Origin of the sequence: Sinorhizobium terangae (genome assembly GCF_029714365.1) — a bacterium.
Classification (GTDB): domain Bacteria; phylum Pseudomonadota; class Alphaproteobacteria; order Rhizobiales; family Rhizobiaceae; genus Sinorhizobium; species Sinorhizobium terangae.
In genome coordinates, this window is sequence record NZ_CP121659.1 from 78,220 (window position 1) to 95,710 (window position 17,491).

Here is a 17,491-nt window from a genome sequence, read left to right on the forward strand (position 1 = left end):
TGGATTGTCCGCCGCGCGCGTGCTAGCTCGCGAAAATGGAAACCTGGGTTCTTATCACCGTCGCCGCGGCCTTCCTTCAGAATGTCCGCTCCGCCATGCAGAAGCACCTGAAGGGCGTCATGGGCACCACCGGCGCGACCTTCGTGCGCTTCGGCTTCGGCTTGCCTTTCGCACTCTTCTACCTCGTCGTCCTCTGGCGTGGCGCGGGGCACCCCCTGCCGGCCCCGAACGGCACGTTCTTTCTCTGGGCAGTCATCGGCGGACTGGCGCAGATCGCCGCGACCTTCCTGCTCGTCCATCTCTTCTCGTTTCGCAACTTCGCCGTCGGTACGGCCTATTCCCGCACCGAACCAGCGCAGGCAGCTCTCTTCGGCCTGATCTTCCTGGGCGAGAAAGCGAGCCAGGGCGCGCTGGTGGCGATCGCCATTTCGGTGGTCGGCGTGATGCTCATCTCCGTTGCCCGCACCATGCTCAGCCCGCGATCGCTGGTGACTTCGGTATTCAGCCGCACCGCCGGTATTGGGCTTACGTCCGGCACGTTCTTCGGCCTTTCGGCCGTCTCCTATCGCTCCGCCTCGCTGGCGCTGGCGCCCAGCCTTCCTGCACCGGACTACATGATGCAGGCGAGCTTCACGCTCGGCTTCGTCATCCTGCTTCAGACCGTCGTGATGCTTGCCTGGATCGTGGTTCGCGAACCGGAAGAACTGCAACGCATCGGCGCTGCATGGAGGCCGGCCTTCGTCGTCGGCTTCGTCGGCGCCTCGGCATCCTTCGGTTGGTTCATGGCGATGACCCTGCAGCAGGCCGCGGTCGTCAAGGTCGTGGCGCAGGTCGAAATGCTCTTCACCTTCGCCTCGTCCTTTTTCGTCTTCCACGAGTGGATCAACCGCCTCGAATTGTTCGGCTGTCTGCTGATCGTGGCCGGCGTCGTAATGCTCATCGTTCTTTAAGGGCGCCCGAAATAGCCGCCCGAATTTCGGCGGACGACCCGTCCGTCCGGTGTTACAACAGCGGCATGCTTTTCGATTTGCCGAACGACGATATCCTTTACGACGCGCTTCTGGCCCGAAGCGTCGATTACGAAGGCCAGGCCTTCGTCTGCGTCAAGAGCACCGGCATCTTCTGCCGGCTCTCCTGCCCGGCCCGCAAGCCGAAGCGGGAAAACACGCTGTTTTTTGACAGCATCGCCGCCTGTACCAATTCCGGCTTCCGGCCCTGCGAGCGGTGTCGCCCGCTCAACCGACCCTCCGACAAGGAGCCGCTCGTCAACGACCTTCTGAAACTGCTCGACCGCGCTCCGGATCGCCGCTGGACCGAGGACGATCTCGTCCGGCGCGGGTTCGATCCATCTACCGTGCGTCGTGCCTTCAAGCGGGTGCTTGGCGTCACCTTTCTCGACCTCGCCCGTCAGCGGCGGATGGGCGAGGCCGCCCGTCAGCTTTCGGGCGGCGCCAGCGTTATCGAAGCGCAGATCGATGCCGGATATGATTCGCCGAGCGGGTTCCGCGCCGCGTTCGCGAAGCTGATCGGTGAGGCGCCTGCTATGTCGCAGGGGCGCCAATTGCTCTTCGCCGATACAATCGAAACGCCGCTCGGGCCGATGATAGCGGTCGCCGACAAGACGCATCTCCATCTGCTCGAATTCCACGACCGCAAGGCCCTGCCGACCGAAATGGAAAGCCTGAAACGCAAGACACGATCCGCCGTGGCACCTGGCCGGGTGCCGCCGATCGATCGGATCGAGGCGGAACTGAAAGCCTATTTTGCCGGCGATTTGAGCGAATTCCGCACGCCGCTCGCGCTCGACGGCAGCGCCTTTGAACGGGAGGTCTGGGCGGAGCTTGTAAAGATACCGGTGGGAGAGACGCGGTCTTACAGCGATATTGCGCGGGAGGTCGCCACGCTCCAGGCGGTGCGCGCCGTCGCCAAGGCAAATGGCGCCAACCGCATCGCGATTGTCATCCCGTGCCATCGTTGCATCGGCTCGGACGGATCACTGACCGGCTATGGCGGCGGTCTCTGGCGAAAGCAATGGCTGCTGCGTCATGAGGGAAAGATGAAACCCGTTGGATTGTTTGCGGAGGATGTTCGATGAATCAGCAGGAAAAGGCGCTCGCCTTTGGAGCGTTGCATCGCAAGGGCGACCCGGTCGTTCTTTACAATATCTGGGATGCCGGCAGCGCCCGCTGCGTGGCCGAGGCCGGGGCAAAGGCGCTTGCCACCGGAAGCTGGTCTGTGGCGGCGGCGCAAGGGTTTGGCGATGGGCAAAAGATACCGCTCGCGCTCCTGCTCGAAATCGTCCGGCTGATCGACGGTGCGACGGACCTCCCGCTCTCGGTCGATTTCGAGGGCGCCTACTCCGAGGATGCGGCGCAGGGCGCGGCCAATGTTGCGCAGCTCATCGATGCCGGGGCGATCGGCATCAATTTCGAGGACCAGGTGGTGGGCAAGGGCGGTGTCCATGCCATCGACATGCAGGCGTCGCGCATCCGGGCGATCCGCGAAATGGCAGAGCGTCGCGGCATAACGCTCTTCATCAACGCCCGCACCGACCTCTTCCTCCAGGAAGGCGACGCGACGCGCCATGCGGGGTTGCTCGATGAGGCGCTTGCGCGCGCCAAGGCCTATGCCGAGGCCGGTGGCAGCGGCTTCTTTGCGCCGGGGCTGGCCGATGTGGAACTGATCGGCAGGCTTTGTGCGGCGTCGCCCTTGCCGGTGAACGTGATGATGAAGCCTGGTGCACCGGATCTCGCCACGCTCGCGGCGGCAGGCGTCGGTCGGGTCAGCTACGGGCCGTTTCCCTACCGCGCCATGATCGCGTGGCTGCGCGGTGAGGCGCAGAAAGTCTACGAGAGCGCCGCTACATAATATCCGCGGCGCTGTCGTGCCAAATCACGGCACGATCAACGTGCCGGCGCCCCGTTCGGTGAAGATCTCGAGCAGGACCGAATGGGCGGTCTTGCCGTTGAGGATGACCACGCCCTGCACGCCGGCCTTGATCGCATCGATGCAGGTCTCGACCTTCGGGATCATGCCGCCGGAAATCGTGCCGTCGGCGATCAGCGCACGTGCCTGCGCCACCGACAGCTCCTTGATCAGCTCGCCCTGCTTGTTGAGCACGCCCGGCACGTCGGTCAGGAAAAGCAGGCGGGTGGCGTTCAGCGCTCCGGCGATGGCACCGGCAAAGGTGTCGGCATTGATATTGTAGGTGTGGCCATCGCGGCCGGGCGCCACCGGCGCGATCACCGGAATCATTTCCGAGCGCGCCAGCAGATCGAGCAGCGTGCGGTCCACCTCGACGACGTCGCCGACAAAGCCGAGATCGAGAACGCGCTCGATGTTGGAGTCCGGATCGCGGACGGTTTTCTTGGCCTTTTCGGCGAACACCATGTTGCCGTCCTTGCCGCAAAGACCGATCGCCCATTCGCCGGTCTGGTTGATGAGGGCGACGATTTCCTTGTTGATCGAGCCGGCGAGCACCATCTCGACGATCTCGACGGTCTTCTCGTCGGTGACGCGCAGCCCGCCCTCGAATTTCGATTCAATGCCCATCTTGGAGAGCATCGCGCCGATCTGCGGGCCGCCGCCATGCACGACGATCGGATTGACGCCGGACTGCTTCAGGAGCGCGATGTCGCTAGCGAACGCACGCCCCAGTTCCGGATTGCCCATGGCGTGGCCGCCATATTTGACGACTATCGTTTTGTTCTCGTAGCGTTGCATGTAGGGCAATGCTTGGGTGAGCAGGCGTGCCTGGATTTCACTTTCTGATGCGGACATGGCGGACCCTCGAAGAATATCGGCTGCTGTTTAGAGCCTTTCACGGCGAAAACGCAAGTTCCGGAAGGCCGGAATGATCGGGCCGCAGCATAAAGCCCTAATGACACTGCTGCTGGCTCTGGCGCTCCCTCTATCCTATGGTGATGCTTTGAAGCCGCAAGGGGCCCAGGCGCCATGGCCGATGAGGAGATCTCCGCGCTGCTCGGCCGCGTGGTCCTGAGAGACCGCGATGCCTTTGCGGCGCTCTATCGCCAGACGAGCCCGAAACTCTTCGGCGTCTGTTTGCGTATACTCAAGGATCGCAGCGAAGCGGAAGAAGCACTCCAGGAAATCTACGTCAAGATTTGGCAGCGCGCCGACCGTTTCACGACAGGCCAGGCAAGCCCCATGTCCTGGCTGACGGCAATCGCACGCAACCATGCAATCGACCTCATCCGGGCGCGAAAACCCGTCGCAAACGCGATTGACGAGGTCTATGATTTGGCTGATCCTGCTCCAGATCCGGAACGATTGGCAGCAGTCCGGTCGGAAGGCAGGCGGATCGACGCCTGTATGGAGGAGCTCGAGAAGGATCGCGCCGAGGCGGTGCGCCGAGCCTATGTCGAAGGATTGAGCTACCAGGAACTGGCCGAGATGTTCGCGGTACCGCTCAATACGATGCGGACCTGGTTGAGACGCAGCCTCCTGAAACTGAGAGAGTGCATGGAGCGATGACGACGCAGAATCCCGAAAGCGGAGATTTTCGCCGCGACGAGGTGATCGCGGGAGAATACGTGTTGGGCGTTCTGTCCGAAGAGGACCGCCGCAAGGTCGAGGCGCGCATGGCATCCGACCGGAACTTCGCCGCCATGGTCGATCGCTGGCAGCACAATCTCGCCTCTTTCGACGATGCCTACGAAGCGGTCCGCCCGCCAGCCCACGTGTTTGCTGCTGTCGAGAGCCGCATCTTCCCGCCGCCGGCAGCCAGCCCTCGGGTCGGATTCTGGAACTCTCTTCTTCTCTGGCGCAGCCTTGCCGTCGCGTCGCTCGCTGCAGTGGCAATCATGGGTGCGTCCATGGCCGGCCTCTTCAGTGAGCCGCAAAGCCAGCCACTGGTGGCGGAACTCTCCGGCGAGGGCAATGCGATCAATCTCGTGGCACGCTTCGACAGAGCGTCCGGGAGCCTGAAGTTGACCCCGGTTGCGGCGCGGCAGGCGGAGCAAAAGTCTCTCGAACTCTGGCTGATAGAGGGTGACAATCCGGCAGTTTCGCTGGGGGTACTGCCCCAGTCCGGTGAAGGCGAAATCCTGGTGCCGCCCGAGATGCGGACGAGATTCGACGAAGGTTCGACCCTTGCCGTCAGTGTCGAGCCGCTTGGCGGTTCGCCGACGGGTGCTCCCACCGGTGCGGTTGTCGCGCAGGGCACGGCCCGCCATCTCTAGGGTTGCCCGCAGCGGCCCCAAAAAAGACGCTATCTTTTCAAATGCTTAGCGTCAAATCGCGTGATCTGAAACTCTTTCTCCACGCCTCCCGTTGCTTGTGATGTTCCCGAGAGGAACAGCAATCGCCCTCCGTGGGCAAGCGCAACAGGAAGGAAGAGAGATGTTCAAGTTTGTGATCCGTTCGGCACTTGTCGCCTCCGTGATTACGACAGGTTCGGTCGTCGCCTACGCCGAGAACCCGATGGTCGGCGGTGCCCCGATGTTTGCCGACAAGAATATCGTCGAAAATGCCATGAACTCGAAGGACCACACGACGCTGGTTGCGGCCGTGAAGGCCGCCGGCCTTGTCGAGACCCTTGAGGGCAAGGGGCCGTTCACCGTCTTCGCGCCGACGAACGAAGCCTTCGCGGCCCTGCCGGCCGGCACCGTCGACACACTGTTGAAGCCCGAGAACAAGGACAAGCTCACGACTGTGCTGACCTGCCATGTCGTCGCCGCCAACGCAATGTCGTCGGCGGTCGCTGAGATGATCAAGGATGACGGCGGGGAACACGACGTCAAGACGGTTGGCGGTTGCATCCTGAAGGCCAAGGCCGACGGCGGCAAGATCAACCTGACCGACGAAACCGGCGGCACCGCCTGGGTGACGATTGCCGACGTGAAACAGTCGAACGGTGTCATCCACGTCATCAACAAGGTGCTGCTGCCGAAGGGATGATCCGCTTACGGGCGGCGGGCATCGGCCCGCCGCTCAAGCCGTTTGCCATACTGCTCTCACGTCGGTTTGATGGACTTTGTTTTGTCGTGGTTCTCTCGGACCGCTAGTCTCCAAGTAAACACTACAGCGCCGCGCGTCTTATCAGGCGCGCAAAGGACGCTGTAGCACTTTGAATTGCTGCATGTTTTTGTCCTTCAATAGGCTACGATTAAAGGCAACATGCAGCGGGCCCCTCTTGCACGGGAGGTTCCGATGACGAACCGTCGCAAGTTCCTGATGGCGGGCGCCGCGCTCGCCGCATGGATGGTGGCGCGTAGCTTTGGCCTCGCCGTACGCGCGGCCGACGGCGAGACTTTCGAAGTCGTGAAGACGAACGAGGAGTGGCGCGCGATCCTGACCGCGGACCAGTATGGCATATTGCGGCAGGAGGACACGGAACGGCCCTTCACAAGCGCGCTCAACCACGAGAAACGCAAGGGGATATTCCACTGCGCGGGATGCGGGCTCGCCCTCTATTCATCCGAGGCGAAGTATGACAGCGGCACTGGCTGGCCGAGCTTCTGGCAATCGCTTCCCGACGCAGTCCGCACACGCGAGGACAATTCCCTGTTCATGACAAGGGTCGAATGCCACTGCCGCCGCTGCGGCGGGCATCTCGGCCACGTTTTCGACGATGGCCCGCCGCCGACCGGCAAGCGGCACTGCATCAACGGTCTGGCGCTGACATTTGCGCCGGCCGCCGCATGAAGCGAGACGAAATTTTTGCCCCTTGGCTTGCCTCCTTCTCCCCATCCAAATGGGAAAAGGAGACAGCAGGCCGCAGGCCACCCGGGTCTAGGACGCGGTGGCCTGCGGCGGAGCCTGCACGTCGGAGAGCGCAGCCTGCAGCCTCTGCTCCTGCTCGGGCGACAGCGATGTTTTCAGTACGCGGCCGCGCAGCCCCGTAAGCTCGGCGAGTACCTTTTCCGGTTGCACCTTGCGCACCAGAATAAAGAGTGCGGAGGAATTGTTTGGGATCGTGTTGCCGAGCGACTTGATGAACTCGTCGTCGATGCCGTAGTCGGCAAGCGAACCGGAGAGCGCCCCGGCGCCGGCGCCGAGCGCGCCGCCGATCGCGAAACCCGCGAGCGGATTAAGGAAGAGCAGGCCGACGAGGCCGCCCCAGAGCGAACCCGAAAGAAGGCCCGAGGTTGCACCGACGGCGGCGAGGTTGAGGCTCTGCTTCAGGTGCACCTTGCCCTCACCGTCGCGCACGACCACGACCGCATCCTCAAGGTCGATCAGATATTCTTTCTTAAGGCTGTTCAGCTTCAAGAGAACCTTGTCGGCCTCTTCCGTCGAATCGAACCCTACGACAATCAAATCGGACATGTCTCTCTCCTGCATCTTGGCCCGGCCGGCAAGAGTGCCGCCGCTCGCAGAAATAGAGCGCTTTGCGTGTCAGGGTAGTGACGAAGATCAAAGACTTTTGTCTTCGGGTGGGAGAGAGATACCCGTTTCAGCGCGCGACGGCGAGATCGATCGCTGCCCGCAGTTCTTCGATGCCGGTGCCCTTTTCCGAGGAGGTCGACAACACCTCGGGAAATGCGGCTGGGCGCTTCTTGATCTTCTCGATCGTGTCCGCGATCAGCCGCGGCACGCCCGCCGCTTTGATCTTGTCGGTCTTGGTGAGCACGATCTGATAGGAAACGGCGGCCTTGTCGAGGAGCGCGAGCACCTCTTCGTCATTCTTCTTGATGCCGTGACGGGCGTCGATCAGCACATAGACGCGCTTCAGCGTGGAGCGGCCGCGCAGATAGTCGAAGACGAGCTTCGTCCAGGCGTCGACCTGCTCCTTCGGTGCCTGCGCATAGCCGTAGCCCGGCATGTCGACGAGCGCCATTGGCGGCAGGTCGCCGGCCTCGCCGGAATAGCCGTCCGGCACGAAATAGTTGAGCTCCTGTGTGCGGCCCGGGGTGTTCGATGTGCGCGCGAGGCCCTTCTGTCCGACAAGAGCGTTGATCAGCGACGATTTGCCGACATTCGAGCGGCCGGCAAAGGCGATCTCCAGCGGGCCCTCGGGCGGCAGGAACTTCATGGCTGGAACGCCGCGGATGAAGATCCACGGGCGGCCGAAGGCGGAGGAATCGTTCTGGTTTTTCTTCTTTCCGGTCATCGCTCGATTTTTTCCGTTGCCCGGTCGGCTTCAATGTTTTGCGCCTCCTTGTCAAGGACTCGCACCAGTTTCCGTGCGCAGCCGGCGTTGCCGCCAGAGTTCGACGGCGAGATAGGCAAAGAGGGCGAAGAGCACGATCGACCCGCCAATGATGGTATTGGTGCGGGGGATTTCGTCAGGCAAGGGCCAGCACGAAGCTCGTCGATGCTGTCGCGAAGCATCAGCCGACGGCCACACCGGGCCAACCCATGTCCAGGAAGAGCCGCATCATGTTCGAGGCCCCGTCGCGGACCAGCATGAAGGTGATCAGGAAAGCGGCGGCGAAGAACGACCGCCAGAAAACGACGATCCAGCTGTCGTCAATTTCGAGGAAACGCGCCAAGGTGCCGCCAAAGCTCCAGACGACGGCCGAGCCGAGAACGAGCGCGACCCCGGTTGCACGGCCCTGAACCGGCGGCGGTATTCGGCAGGACGGTCGGCTGCGACATCATCGGAATCCGGATTAGAACCGGCAGACAATAGAGCGCTTGCCGGTTGCAGGCCCTGGTCTTCGCGACAGTCGGTTGTCGCAAAGCGGAATGACAAAGAAAAAGCCCCGGATCGTTCGATCCGGGGCTTTTGAAGCGGATGGGAGCCGGCGGCTAGATCTACGCAATTCCGGACGGAAAATCGTTACACACTTTTCCCGGAATTGCTCTATTCCGCCGGCTTGGGTTTCTTCGCGAACAGCGATTTGAGGTTGTCGAAGAGCTCGATCTTGACGCCCTGGCGTTTCATGATGATCGACTGCTGGATGATCGACAGCGTGTTGTTCCAGGCCCAATAGATGACGAGGCCCGCCGGGAAGGACGCCAGCATGAAGGTGAAGACCACCGGCATCCAGGTGAACAGCATCGCCTGGGTCGGATCCGGGGGCGTCGGGTTCATGCGCATCTGCAGGAACATCGTAACGCCCATGATGAGCGGCCAGACGCCAAGGTGCAGGAACGACGGTGCGTCGAAGGGAAGCAGGCCGAAGAGGTTGACGATTGTCGTCGGATCGGGCGCGGAGAGGTCCCTGATCCAGCCGAAGAACGGCGCATGGCGCATCTCGATGGTGATGTAAATCACCTTGTAGAGCGCGAAGAACACCGGGATCTGGATCAGGATCGGCCAGCAGCCCGCCAGCGGGTTGATCTTCTCGTCCTTGTAGAGCTGCATCATCGCCTGCTGCAGGCCCATGCGGTCGTCGCCGAACTTCTTCTTCAGTTCCTCCATCTTCGGCTGGACCTTCTTCATGTTCGCCATCGACGCATACTGCTTGTTGGCGAGCGGGAAGAAGAGAAGCTTGACGACGATCGTGGTGATCAGGATCGCGATGCCGAAATTGCCGAACAGACGGAAGAAGAAATCCATCATTTTGAACATCGGCTTGGTGATGAAGTAGAACCAGCCCCAATCGATCAGCTTGTCGAAATTCGGGATCGAGTAGGCGGCTTCGTAGCTGTCGACGACCGGAACTTCCTTGGCACCGGCGAAGACGAGATTCTTGACCTCTGCGGATTGGCCCGGCGCGACGGTGATCGCGTCGCCCTTGTAGTCGCTCTGGTAGCGGGCGCGGCCATCGGTGAAGTGCGAGAAGCGAATGTCGAACGGCGTCTCCTGCGGCGGGACGATCGTTGCGGCCCAGTACTTGTCGGTGATGCCCAGCCAGCCGCCAGTCGATTTGCCCGGTTCGACGGGCTGATTGTCTTCGACCTTCGAGTAGCCGACCTCCTGCAGGCCGTTTTCGCCGGCCACGCCGATGAACCCCTCGTGCAGCACATAGACGCTCGGCGTCGTCGGCTTGTTGAAGCGGGTGACGCGGCCGTAGGAAGACAGCGAGATTGGTGCCGAGCTCTCGTTCTTGATGCTGTCGACGACCTGGAACATGTAGCGATCGTCGACGGAAATCGTCCGGAGGAAGGTGAGACCCTTGTCGTTGGTGTAGGAGAGGGTGATGGGTGTCGAAGGCGTCAGCTTTTCGCCGCTCGAAAGCGTCCAGACGGTCTGTGGCCCCGGAACCGAGCCGGACGCGTCGTTACCGATATAGCCGATCTCGGTAAAATAGCCGTCCGCCGTTTCCGCGGGGCTGAAGAGGGTGATGACGGGGCTCTTCGGATCGACCGTCTCGTGGTACCCCTTGAGCCTCAGATCGTCGAAGCGTGCGCCGGCCAGGTTGATGGATCCCGAAAGCGCCGGCGTATCGATCGCAACACGTGCAGATTTGGCGATCGCCTGGTCGCGGTTTTCGCCGGCACCCGGGATGGCACCGCCCGCGGGCGCCTGGCCCGGTGTCGCCTGCTGCGTACCGCCCTGCGGTTGAGCCTGTTGCGTCTGCTGGGCCTGTTCCGCAGCAATGCGGTCCTTCTCGATCCTCGGATTGACATAGAAAAATTGCCAAGCGACGAGGATCAGCACGGACAGTGCAATCGCCACGAAATAATTGCGGTTGTTTTCCATCATGGTTTCCTGGAACCGGCCGAAGGCCGCTTCTGTTTCGGCTTGTTTTCGATGCGATCGCAGAGCGCCCGGGTCAATGTGTCGAAGGGGGCATGCAGCAGATCGCGTCGGGCGACAATCACATAGTCGTGTCCGGGTTTCATTGCAAACCCGGCTGAAAGCCGCACTGCTTCTTTGAGGCGTCGGCGCATTCGGTTGCGCTCTACGGCATTGCCGTGCTTCTTGGTGACTGTGAAACCGACGCGGGCATCACCATCGAGATCCTTGCGGTCGAGCACTTCGAGCAGAAATAGTGGGCCTTTGCGGCTTTCTCCAGCTCTGACGGCCAAAAACTGCGGACGGCTTTTCAGCCGCCCGACAGTCGTCTTGTCTTTGTCTGACGTCATATGCCCGGACATGAGGTTTCGGGCAGGCTCGGCTTAGGCCGAGAGACGCTTGCGGCCACGAGCCCGGCGGGCTGCGAGGACCTTCTGGCCACCCTTGGTGGACATGCGTGCACGGAAGCCGTGACGGCGCTTGCGAACAAGCTTGGACGGTTGGTAGGTACGCTTCATTTATTTAAATACCGCGGTGTGCGGCCCTTCTTGGGTTTGCATATTGCAAGAGCGTTTACGTAACCGGGCACAGCTCCGCCTTGCGGGCAGGGTGGCTTGACCGGACGTGCGCGGCTTATAAGGACAAATGTCCGGCAAAGTCAATTCCCGACGGGCTTTTCGAGACGATGGGCTCGTAGATTCGATGGCCCCCTGCAGTGTCCCAGCTGTAAGAACTAAGGGGCAGCCGATGAGCCCTTTGTTAACCAAGAGTATTTTAGCATTTATTCAATTACGTGTGGACCGCAGGTTACTTTCCCGTTTTGGGCGAGTACGCGGTGGGGGGCAGGAAATGAAAATACGCGGGAAAATCTATCTGATCGTCGGCATCATGAGCCTGCTTGCGATCGCCATTACCGGCATGTCGCTGCTGATCGTGTCGGAGTACAACGACAAGCTTCATCAATTCCAGAGCGCATCCCAGCGGGCGTTCAAGGGCGAGCGGCTCAACCGCCTGGTGACCGGCGTCGTCATGGAAGCGCGCGGCATTTACGCGGCGCCGACGATCGAAAAGGCAAAACCCTTCGCTGAAGGTCTCCTCAAGAACCTCGACAAGATCGACGCACTGCTGAAAGACTGGCGCCCGCTGGTTCCTGCGGACAAGCTCTCGTCCTTCGATGCGCTGGTGAAGCGCGCGGAAGAGTTCAAGACCTTCCGCACCGAGACGGCCCGTCTCGGCCAAGAGGTTTCGCCGCAGGCTGCCAACGAGCAGGGCAACAACGACGCCAATCGCGCCAACCGCAAGGCTTTCCAGGCCGAAATAGACGGGGTCGTGGACGCCAACCTCGAGTCGCTTGAGGCGATCACGGATGAGATCGCAGCCTTTGAGCGCTCCGTTATTCTCATTGTGCTCGGCATTGCCGGCCTCGGCCTGGTCGCGGGCATCGGGACGGCCTTCTACATCGGCACCAACCAGCTCAGCCGTCCGATTCTCGACCTGACCGGCGCCATGAAGCTGCTTGCCGGAGGTGATCTCTCCGTCGACGTACCCTTTGCCGGCCGCAAGGACGAGATCGGCGACATGGCTGCCGCCGTCGGCATCTTCAAGCAGAACGGACTTGCCGTGCGCGAGCTCAATGCCCAGGAAGCGGCCCTCAGGGAAAAGAGCGCTGACCTGCAGTCGAGCATCGGCGTCGTCGTATCTGCGGCCGCCGCGGGCGATTTCACCAGGCGCATCAGCAAGGACTACGGCAACGACGACCTCAACCGCTTTGCCGCGAGCGTCAACGAACTCGTCGGCAGCGTCGACAGCGGGATTTCCGAAACGCGCCGCGTCATCGCGAGCCTTGCCGCCGGCGACCTGACGCAAAGCATGAACGGCCAGTTTCAGGGTGCCTTCGCGGAGCTGCAGAAGAACGTCAACGACACGCTTACGACCTTGCAGAAGACCCTGCGCGAGGTGCGCACGACGACGGATTCGATCAACGGCAACGCATCCGAATTGCGCTCGGCGGCGGACGACCTCTCGAAACGCACGGAACAGCAGGCCGCTTCGCTCGAGCAAACCTCGGCCGCGCTCGACGAGATCACAGCCGCGGTCCGCAGCTCGACCGAGAGGGCGCAGGAAGCGTCGGTCATGGTCACCGAGGCCAATCAAAGCGCCGCCGAGTCCGCGTCCGTCGTCCGCAGCGCGGTCGAGGCGATGGGCCGCATCGAGCAGGCCTCGAACGAGATCGGTCAGATCACCAACGTCATCGATGAAATCGCCTTCCAGACCAACCTCTTGGCGCTGAACGCGGGCGTCGAGGCGGCGCGGGCAGGCGATGCCGGCAAGGGTTTCGCCGTCGTGGCCCAGGAGGTGCGTGAACTCGCTCAACGCGCCGCCAGTGCCGCCAAGGACATCAAGGCTCTGATTTCGAAGTCGGGCAGCGAAGTCGCGACCGGTGTCAAGCTTGTTCAGGCGACCGGAACCGCGCTCGGCGAGATCGAAACGCGCGTCCTGAAGATCAACGACCATATCCATTCGATCGCGACGGCTGCACGCGAGCAATCGACAGGGCTTGCCGAGGTCAGCACGGCCGTCAACCAGATGGACCAGGTCACGCAGCGCAATGCCGCAATGGTCGAGGAGGCGAACGCCGCGACACACAAGCTTTCAGCCGAAACCGGCAACCTTGCGAACCTGATCGCCTACTTCAAGGTCGATCGCGATGCCGTCGGGGCGATCGCGCCGGCAAAGGGGACAAGCCGCCCGGTTGCCTCGCCCGCCCGGCGTATGATGGGCAGCGTCGCTCGAGCCTTCGGCGGCAGTGCCGCGGCGGCGCGGGACGAATGGGAGGAATTCTGAGCCTCCACGTCACGATCTTTTCTCGCGGACGGCCCTGCCGGTCTCCGCGGGAGAAACCTTGATGCAGCGGCTCCAGCGACACCAGGGACGATAGTTCTTCTTTTCACGGCAACGTGAGTTGTCAGGGCGAACTGTTCACGTTGACGTTTGACGGCGCGACCATTCGTTATTGGTTCCGGGTCCCGATTCCCTCTAACTCAGGAGTAGATCTCGCCGAAAGCAAGGCCGCATGAACAATGGAGTAAGAAACGGGGCAGAAGGAGCAGCCCTGAACCCCTCGTCAGGGCGGAGCGACGCTGAACATGCGCCGCGCCGTTCGCCGTGGCGGTTCGTGCCATTCGCTCTCCTGCTTCTCGGTGGTGCCGTCTGCTATGCGTTTGGCCTGCCGCAATACCTGTCGTTGACGGCGCTCGTCCATCACCGCGAGATACTCAGCGCCTATGTCGATACTCATCCGCTCCATGCGGGAACTGCCTTCTTTGCGGTCTATGTCGCGGTGGTCGTCTTTTCGATTCCGGCTGCATCGGTGCTGACCATATTTTCCGGGTTCCTTTTTGGCTGTGTTACAGGCGGGATCATCGCGATCGCCGCGGCGACGCTCGGATCGTGCCTTCTGTTCCTTGCCGCGCGCGGCGTTCTTGGCGACCTCCTGCGCCCGCGCGCCGGACGCTTTCTGGAGCGTCTGGCGGAAGGTTTCCGGCGCAATGCGTTCCTTTATCTCCTGGTATTGCGGCTGGCGCCGATCTTTCCCTTCTTCGTCGTCAATATCGCACCCGCATTCTTTGACGTGCGGCTGCGCACCTTTGCCCTCGCGACGCTGATCGGCATCGTGCCCGGCACGCTCGCCTATGCCTGGCTCGGTCGCAGCCTCGACGCCGTGATCGCGCGCTCGGGGGCGACAGGCGGCGAGCTTACGCTTGCGGATTTCGCGACGAGGGACATTTCGCTGGGGCTCGCGGCATTGACCCTCATCGCGGCATTGCCTCTGGCGTTGAAGCTAATACAGTCGCGCCGCAAGGCGGTCTGAAAGGGGCGGCAAGCGGCGTGGCGAATGTCCTCAATCCGGATATCTGCGTAATCGGCGGCGGTGCGGCCGGCTTGTCTGTGGCCGCGGGCGCCGCAGCCTTCGGCGTGCCGGTCGTTCTGATCGAGCGCGGCCGGATGGGTGGGGATTGCCTGAACTTTGGCTGCGTTCCGTCGAAGGCGCTGATCGCGGCCGCGAAACACGCGCAGGCGATCCGCGCGGCAGAGGAATTCGGCATTTCCGCAGGCGAGCCGCTCATCGACTATGAACGGTTGCAGGCGCGGGTCCACGCGGTCATCGGGGAAATCGCGCCGCATGATTCCGCCGAGCGCTTCGAGAGCCTTGGCGTGAAAGTCATCGCCGATGCGGCCCGTTTCATCGACGAGAGAACGGTGGCAGTCGGCGATCATCTCATCCGGGCCCGGCGCTTCGTGATCGCTACCGGCTCGTCGCCGGCCGTTCCCGCAATTCCCGGGCTCTCCGATACGCCGTATCTCACCAATGAAACGCTGTTCGATCTGAAACGGCTGCCGGAACACCTCGTCATTGTCGGTGCCGGACCCGTCGGGTTGGAAATGGCCCAGGCCTATCGCCGGCTCGGCACACGCGTGACGGTCGTTGAGAGCGGCAAAGCGCTTTCGCGTGGCGATCCGGAACTGGTGGCGATCGTTCTGGAGGCGATCCGGGCCGAGGGTACCGTTCTTTATGAAGAAACCGCCATCCTGTCCGTCGAGCGGCACGCGGGCGGCGTGCGGCTGCATTGCGAAAATGCGCAAGGGCGTTTTTTCATCGACGGCAGCGATCTGCTGCTGGCCGCCGGCCGTGCCCCCAATCACGCTTCTCTCGATCTCGACGCGGCCGGTATTCGCCACGACGCGAAGGGGATCGCCGTTGGCCCGGACCTGCGCACAAGCAATCGCCGCGCCTATGCGATCGGCGATGCCGCAGGCGGGCTGCAGTTCACCCATGTCGCGAGCTATCATGCGCGGCTCGTGCTGCAGCAGATCCTGTTCCGCCTGCCGGCGCGCGAAGACCGAGGCATTGTCCCAAGGGTCACGTTCACGGACCCGGAACTGGCCGAGGTCGGCCCCGGCGAGGCGGAGGCACGGGAAAAGTTCGGTCGTGTCGACGTCGCCCGCTGGGACTTTTCAGCCAATGACCGCGCCCGCACCGACGGCCTCGGCCGGGGCCTCATCAAGATCACGGTCACTCGGCGTGGTCGGATCGTCGGTGCTGCAATCGCCGGCGCCGGTGCCGGAGAGATGATCAACGGCTTTGCTTTCGCCGTCGCCAATCGGCTGACGCTCAAGCATTTCCGCGGTTATGTGGCGCCCTATCCCACCTTGTCCGAGATTGGAAAACAGGCATCGATCTCCTATTATGGCCCTATGGCGCGAAATCCGCTCGTGCGATCCGTGATTGGAATGCTGCGGTATTTCGGCTGAGTTGCAGGGAATGTCCTAGAATTATGGTGGAAGACACGCGTCCGGCCAATGCGAATGGTATGCCCCGAGCGGCCGTGGGGTTTCTCCGCGGGCTCTCCGGCAAGCTGCTGCTTTTGACCGTTGCCTTCGTCATGCTGGCGGAAGTGCTGATCTTCGTGCCGTCGGTCGCCAACATGCGGATCCGCTGGCTTCAGGATCGGCTGAACACGGTCGCCGCTGCGGCCGTCGTGGTCGACGGACTGCAGAATGTCGAGCTTCCGCGGGCGGTGCAGCGCGACACGTTGATGGCGACCGGAACCAAGGCCATCGTCATTCGCCGCAAGGATGCCTCGCGGATGATCGCCACTGTCGACATGCCGCCGGCGATCGACGGCGAATACGACATCGCCAACTTCACCCCCGCCGGTGCGATACGCGATGCGTTCGATACGCTGCTTTTCGGCGGCAAGCGCATCGTGCGCGTCTATGGCCCGCTCGGCGAAAGCGATGCGACGATCGAACTGGTGATGAAGGATGCGGGCCTGCGCAATGCGATGCTTGTCTATTCGCGCAACGTTTTCCTTCTGTCGATCGCCATTTCGCTGATTACGGCGGCACTGATCTTCCTCGCCATCAACCGCATGCTGATCGTGCCAATCAGGCGGATGACGACGAGCATGCAGGAGTTTTCCGAGGAGCCGTCGAACCCGGAGCGACTGCTCGTTCCGCCGGACGGCGGTGATGAACTGGCGATCGCCGGTCAGCACCTCGCGAGCATGCAGCGCGAATTGCAGAAAACCTTGAAACAGCAGAAGAGCCTCGCCGAACTCGGCCTCGCGGTTTCTAAGATCAACCACGACATGCGCAACATTCTCTCGTCCGCGCAACTCATCTCCGACCGGCTCGCCGATGTCGATGATCCGGTGGTCAAACGCTTTGCACCGACGCTGCTGAGGACGATAGACCGCGCCGTCGGCTATACACAGGAGGTTCTCTCCTACGGGCGCACGGCTGAGGCAGAGCCGCACCGCCGCTTTGTCGCGCTGCGTCCGCTCGTCGAGGACGTCTCGGAACTCCTCGCCATCGACGGCCAGAGCGGCATCGATTTCGAGATCCAGATACGCGACGACGTCGTGGTCGACGCCGACAGCGAGCAGCTTTTTCGCGTCGTCCACAATATCTGCCGCAACGCCGTCGAGGCGTTGACGAATCACGAGCCGGAGGACGGCCGCTCCAGGTCGATCTCGGTTTCGGCCATGCGAACCGGCAGCGTGGTTACGATTTCCATCGACGATACGGGGCCGGGCATGCCGGCCAAGGCACGCGAAAACCTGTTTGCCGCATTTCGCGGCTCGGCGCGCTCCGGCGGCACAGGCCTCGGGCTTGCCATCGCCCGCGAACTGGTACTCGCCCATGGCGGCACGATCGCGCTCGTCGAAAAGCCGACACCCGGCACGCTGTTCCGCATCGAACTGCCGGATCGCCCGGTGCCGCTCGACGCTTTCCGCTCGAAGGCGCGGCCCTGATATTCCCTCCTTGGGCTGCCAGCGTTCTCATCGCCCGGCCCCAATCGGTCTTTCCGGGCCTTATCCACTGTTGTCGCAAAAA

18 protein-coding genes and 2 pseudogenes are annotated in these 17,491 nt (G+C 62.3%); 12 read left to right on the forward strand and 8 right to left on the reverse strand.

Annotated features, from left to right (window positions below; genetic code table 11):
* Window positions 1–35: 35 nt before the first annotated feature.
* From QA637_RS00370 to QA637_RS30955, 4 genes and pseudogenes are all read left to right on the forward strand, one after another.
* On the forward strand, window positions 36–950 hold the full coding sequence (locus tag QA637_RS00370) for a DMT family transporter (RefSeq protein ID WP_283062857.1): 915 nt from the start codon (window positions 36–38) through the stop codon (window positions 948–950).
* Window positions 951–1,015: 65 nt separating this feature from the next.
* The gene (locus QA637_RS00375; protein WP_283062859.1) at window positions 1,016–2,095 is read left to right on the forward strand and encodes a bifunctional transcriptional activator/DNA repair enzyme AdaA; all 1,080 of its coding nucleotides are present in this window, start codon (window positions 1,016–1,018) and stop codon (window positions 2,093–2,095) included.
* The gene (locus QA637_RS00380; protein WP_283062861.1) at window positions 2,092–2,868 is read left to right on the forward strand and encodes an isocitrate lyase/PEP mutase family protein; all 777 of its coding nucleotides are present in this window, start codon (window positions 2,092–2,094) and stop codon (window positions 2,866–2,868) included. The genes QA637_RS00375 and QA637_RS00380 overlap by 4 nt, the downstream gene beginning before the upstream one ends.
* A gap of 40 nt (window positions 2,869–2,908) precedes the next feature.
* Window positions 2,909–3,010 (forward strand): annotated as a pseudogene (locus QA637_RS30955) (hypothetical protein); the annotation flags it as partial.
* A gap of 14 nt (window positions 3,011–3,024) precedes the next feature.
* Here QA637_RS30955 and argB read toward each other — a convergent pair.
* A pseudogene (gene argB / locus QA637_RS00385) lies at window positions 3,025–3,780 on the reverse strand (acetylglutamate kinase); the annotation flags it as partial.
* A gap of 174 nt (window positions 3,781–3,954) precedes the next feature.
* On the opposite strand from argB, the gene QA637_RS00390 reads away from it, so the two are divergent.
* From QA637_RS00390 to msrB, 4 genes are all read left to right on the forward strand, one after another.
* Complete coding sequence (locus tag QA637_RS00390; RefSeq protein WP_283062864.1) at window positions 3,955–4,494, forward strand: sigma-70 family RNA polymerase sigma factor; 540 nt, start codon at window positions 3,955–3,957, stop codon at window positions 4,492–4,494.
* Window positions 4,491–5,201 carry an anti-sigma factor gene (locus QA637_RS00395; protein ID WP_153438763.1) on the forward strand — a complete coding sequence of 237 codons (711 nt, stop codon included), beginning with the start codon at window positions 4,491–4,493 and terminating at the stop codon, window positions 5,199–5,201. The genes QA637_RS00390 and QA637_RS00395 overlap by 4 nt, the downstream gene beginning before the upstream one ends.
* Window positions 5,202–5,361: 160 nt before the next feature.
* The gene (locus tag QA637_RS00400; RefSeq protein ID WP_283062866.1) at window positions 5,362–5,919 is read left to right on the forward strand and encodes a fasciclin domain-containing protein; all 558 of its coding nucleotides are present in this window, start codon (window positions 5,362–5,364) and stop codon (window positions 5,917–5,919) included.
* Between the two features lie 252 nt (window positions 5,920–6,171).
* Window positions 6,172–6,666 (forward strand): peptide-methionine (R)-S-oxide reductase MsrB, encoded by a 495-nt coding sequence (gene msrB / locus QA637_RS00405; RefSeq protein ID WP_283062868.1) that lies wholly within the window; start codon window positions 6,172–6,174, stop codon window positions 6,664–6,666.
* A gap of 87 nt (window positions 6,667–6,753) precedes the next feature.
* On the opposite strand, the gene QA637_RS00410 is transcribed toward msrB, so the two are convergent.
* The 7 genes from QA637_RS00410 to rpmH all read right to left on the reverse strand — a co-directional run bounded on the left by QA637_RS00410 (window position 6,754) and on the right by rpmH (window position 11,109).
* The gene (locus QA637_RS00410; RefSeq protein WP_153438757.1) at window positions 6,754–7,290 is read right to left on the reverse strand and encodes a DUF1269 domain-containing protein; all 537 of its coding nucleotides are present in this window, start codon (window positions 7,288–7,290) and stop codon (window positions 6,754–6,756) included.
* Window positions 7,291–7,417: 127 nt separating this feature from the next.
* Window positions 7,418–8,074, reverse strand: coding sequence for a ribosome biogenesis GTP-binding protein YihA/YsxC (gene yihA, locus QA637_RS00415; protein WP_153438755.1), 657 nt, complete (start codon window positions 8,072–8,074; stop codon window positions 7,418–7,420).
* A gap of 51 nt (window positions 8,075–8,125) precedes the next feature.
* Window positions 8,126–8,257 (reverse strand): hypothetical protein, encoded by a 132-nt coding sequence (locus tag QA637_RS00420; RefSeq protein ID WP_283062870.1) that lies wholly within the window; start codon window positions 8,255–8,257, stop codon window positions 8,126–8,128.
* Between the two features lie 37 nt (window positions 8,258–8,294).
* Window positions 8,295–8,456: a hypothetical protein gene (locus QA637_RS00425; RefSeq protein WP_283062872.1), complete on the reverse strand. Its 162-nt coding sequence runs from the start codon at window positions 8,454–8,456 to the stop codon at window positions 8,295–8,297.
* A gap of 314 nt (window positions 8,457–8,770) precedes the next feature.
* The gene (gene yidC, locus QA637_RS00430) at window positions 8,771–10,555 is read right to left on the reverse strand and encodes a membrane protein insertase YidC (RefSeq protein WP_283065006.1); all 1,785 of its coding nucleotides are present in this window, start codon (window positions 10,553–10,555) and stop codon (window positions 8,771–8,773) included.
* Window positions 10,555–10,953 carry a ribonuclease P protein component gene (gene rnpA / locus QA637_RS00435; protein WP_283062873.1) on the reverse strand — a complete coding sequence of 133 codons (399 nt, stop codon included), beginning with the start codon at window positions 10,951–10,953 and terminating at the stop codon, window positions 10,555–10,557. Before rnpA ends, yidC begins: the two co-directional genes overlap by 1 nt.
* Before the next feature lie 21 nt (window positions 10,954–10,974).
* Window positions 10,975–11,109: a 50S ribosomal protein L34 gene (gene rpmH, locus QA637_RS00440; protein ID WP_012706673.1), complete on the reverse strand. Its 135-nt coding sequence runs from the start codon at window positions 11,107–11,109 to the stop codon at window positions 10,975–10,977.
* Window positions 11,110–11,440: 331 nt separating this feature from the next.
* Between rpmH and QA637_RS00445 the strand changes: the two genes are divergently transcribed.
* From QA637_RS00445 to QA637_RS00460, 4 genes are all read left to right on the forward strand, one after another.
* Entirely contained in the window at window positions 11,441–13,435 is a 1,995-nt protein-coding gene (locus tag QA637_RS00445) for a methyl-accepting chemotaxis protein (RefSeq protein ID WP_283062881.1), read from the forward strand.
* Window positions 13,436–13,664: 229 nt separating this feature from the next.
* Window positions 13,665–14,462 (forward strand): TVP38/TMEM64 family protein, encoded by a 798-nt coding sequence (locus tag QA637_RS00450; protein WP_283062883.1) that lies wholly within the window; start codon window positions 13,665–13,667, stop codon window positions 14,460–14,462.
* A 17-nt stretch (window positions 14,463–14,479) separates the two neighbouring features.
* Window positions 14,480–15,904, forward strand: coding sequence for a dihydrolipoyl dehydrogenase family protein (locus QA637_RS00455; RefSeq protein ID WP_283062885.1), 1,425 nt, complete (start codon window positions 14,480–14,482; stop codon window positions 15,902–15,904).
* Window positions 15,905–15,927: 23 nt separating this feature from the next.
* A complete protein-coding gene (locus QA637_RS00460; RefSeq protein WP_283062887.1) occupies window positions 15,928–17,409 on the forward strand; it encodes a sensor histidine kinase in 1,482 nt (493 codons plus the stop codon).
* Window positions 17,410–17,491 lie beyond the last annotated feature (82 nt).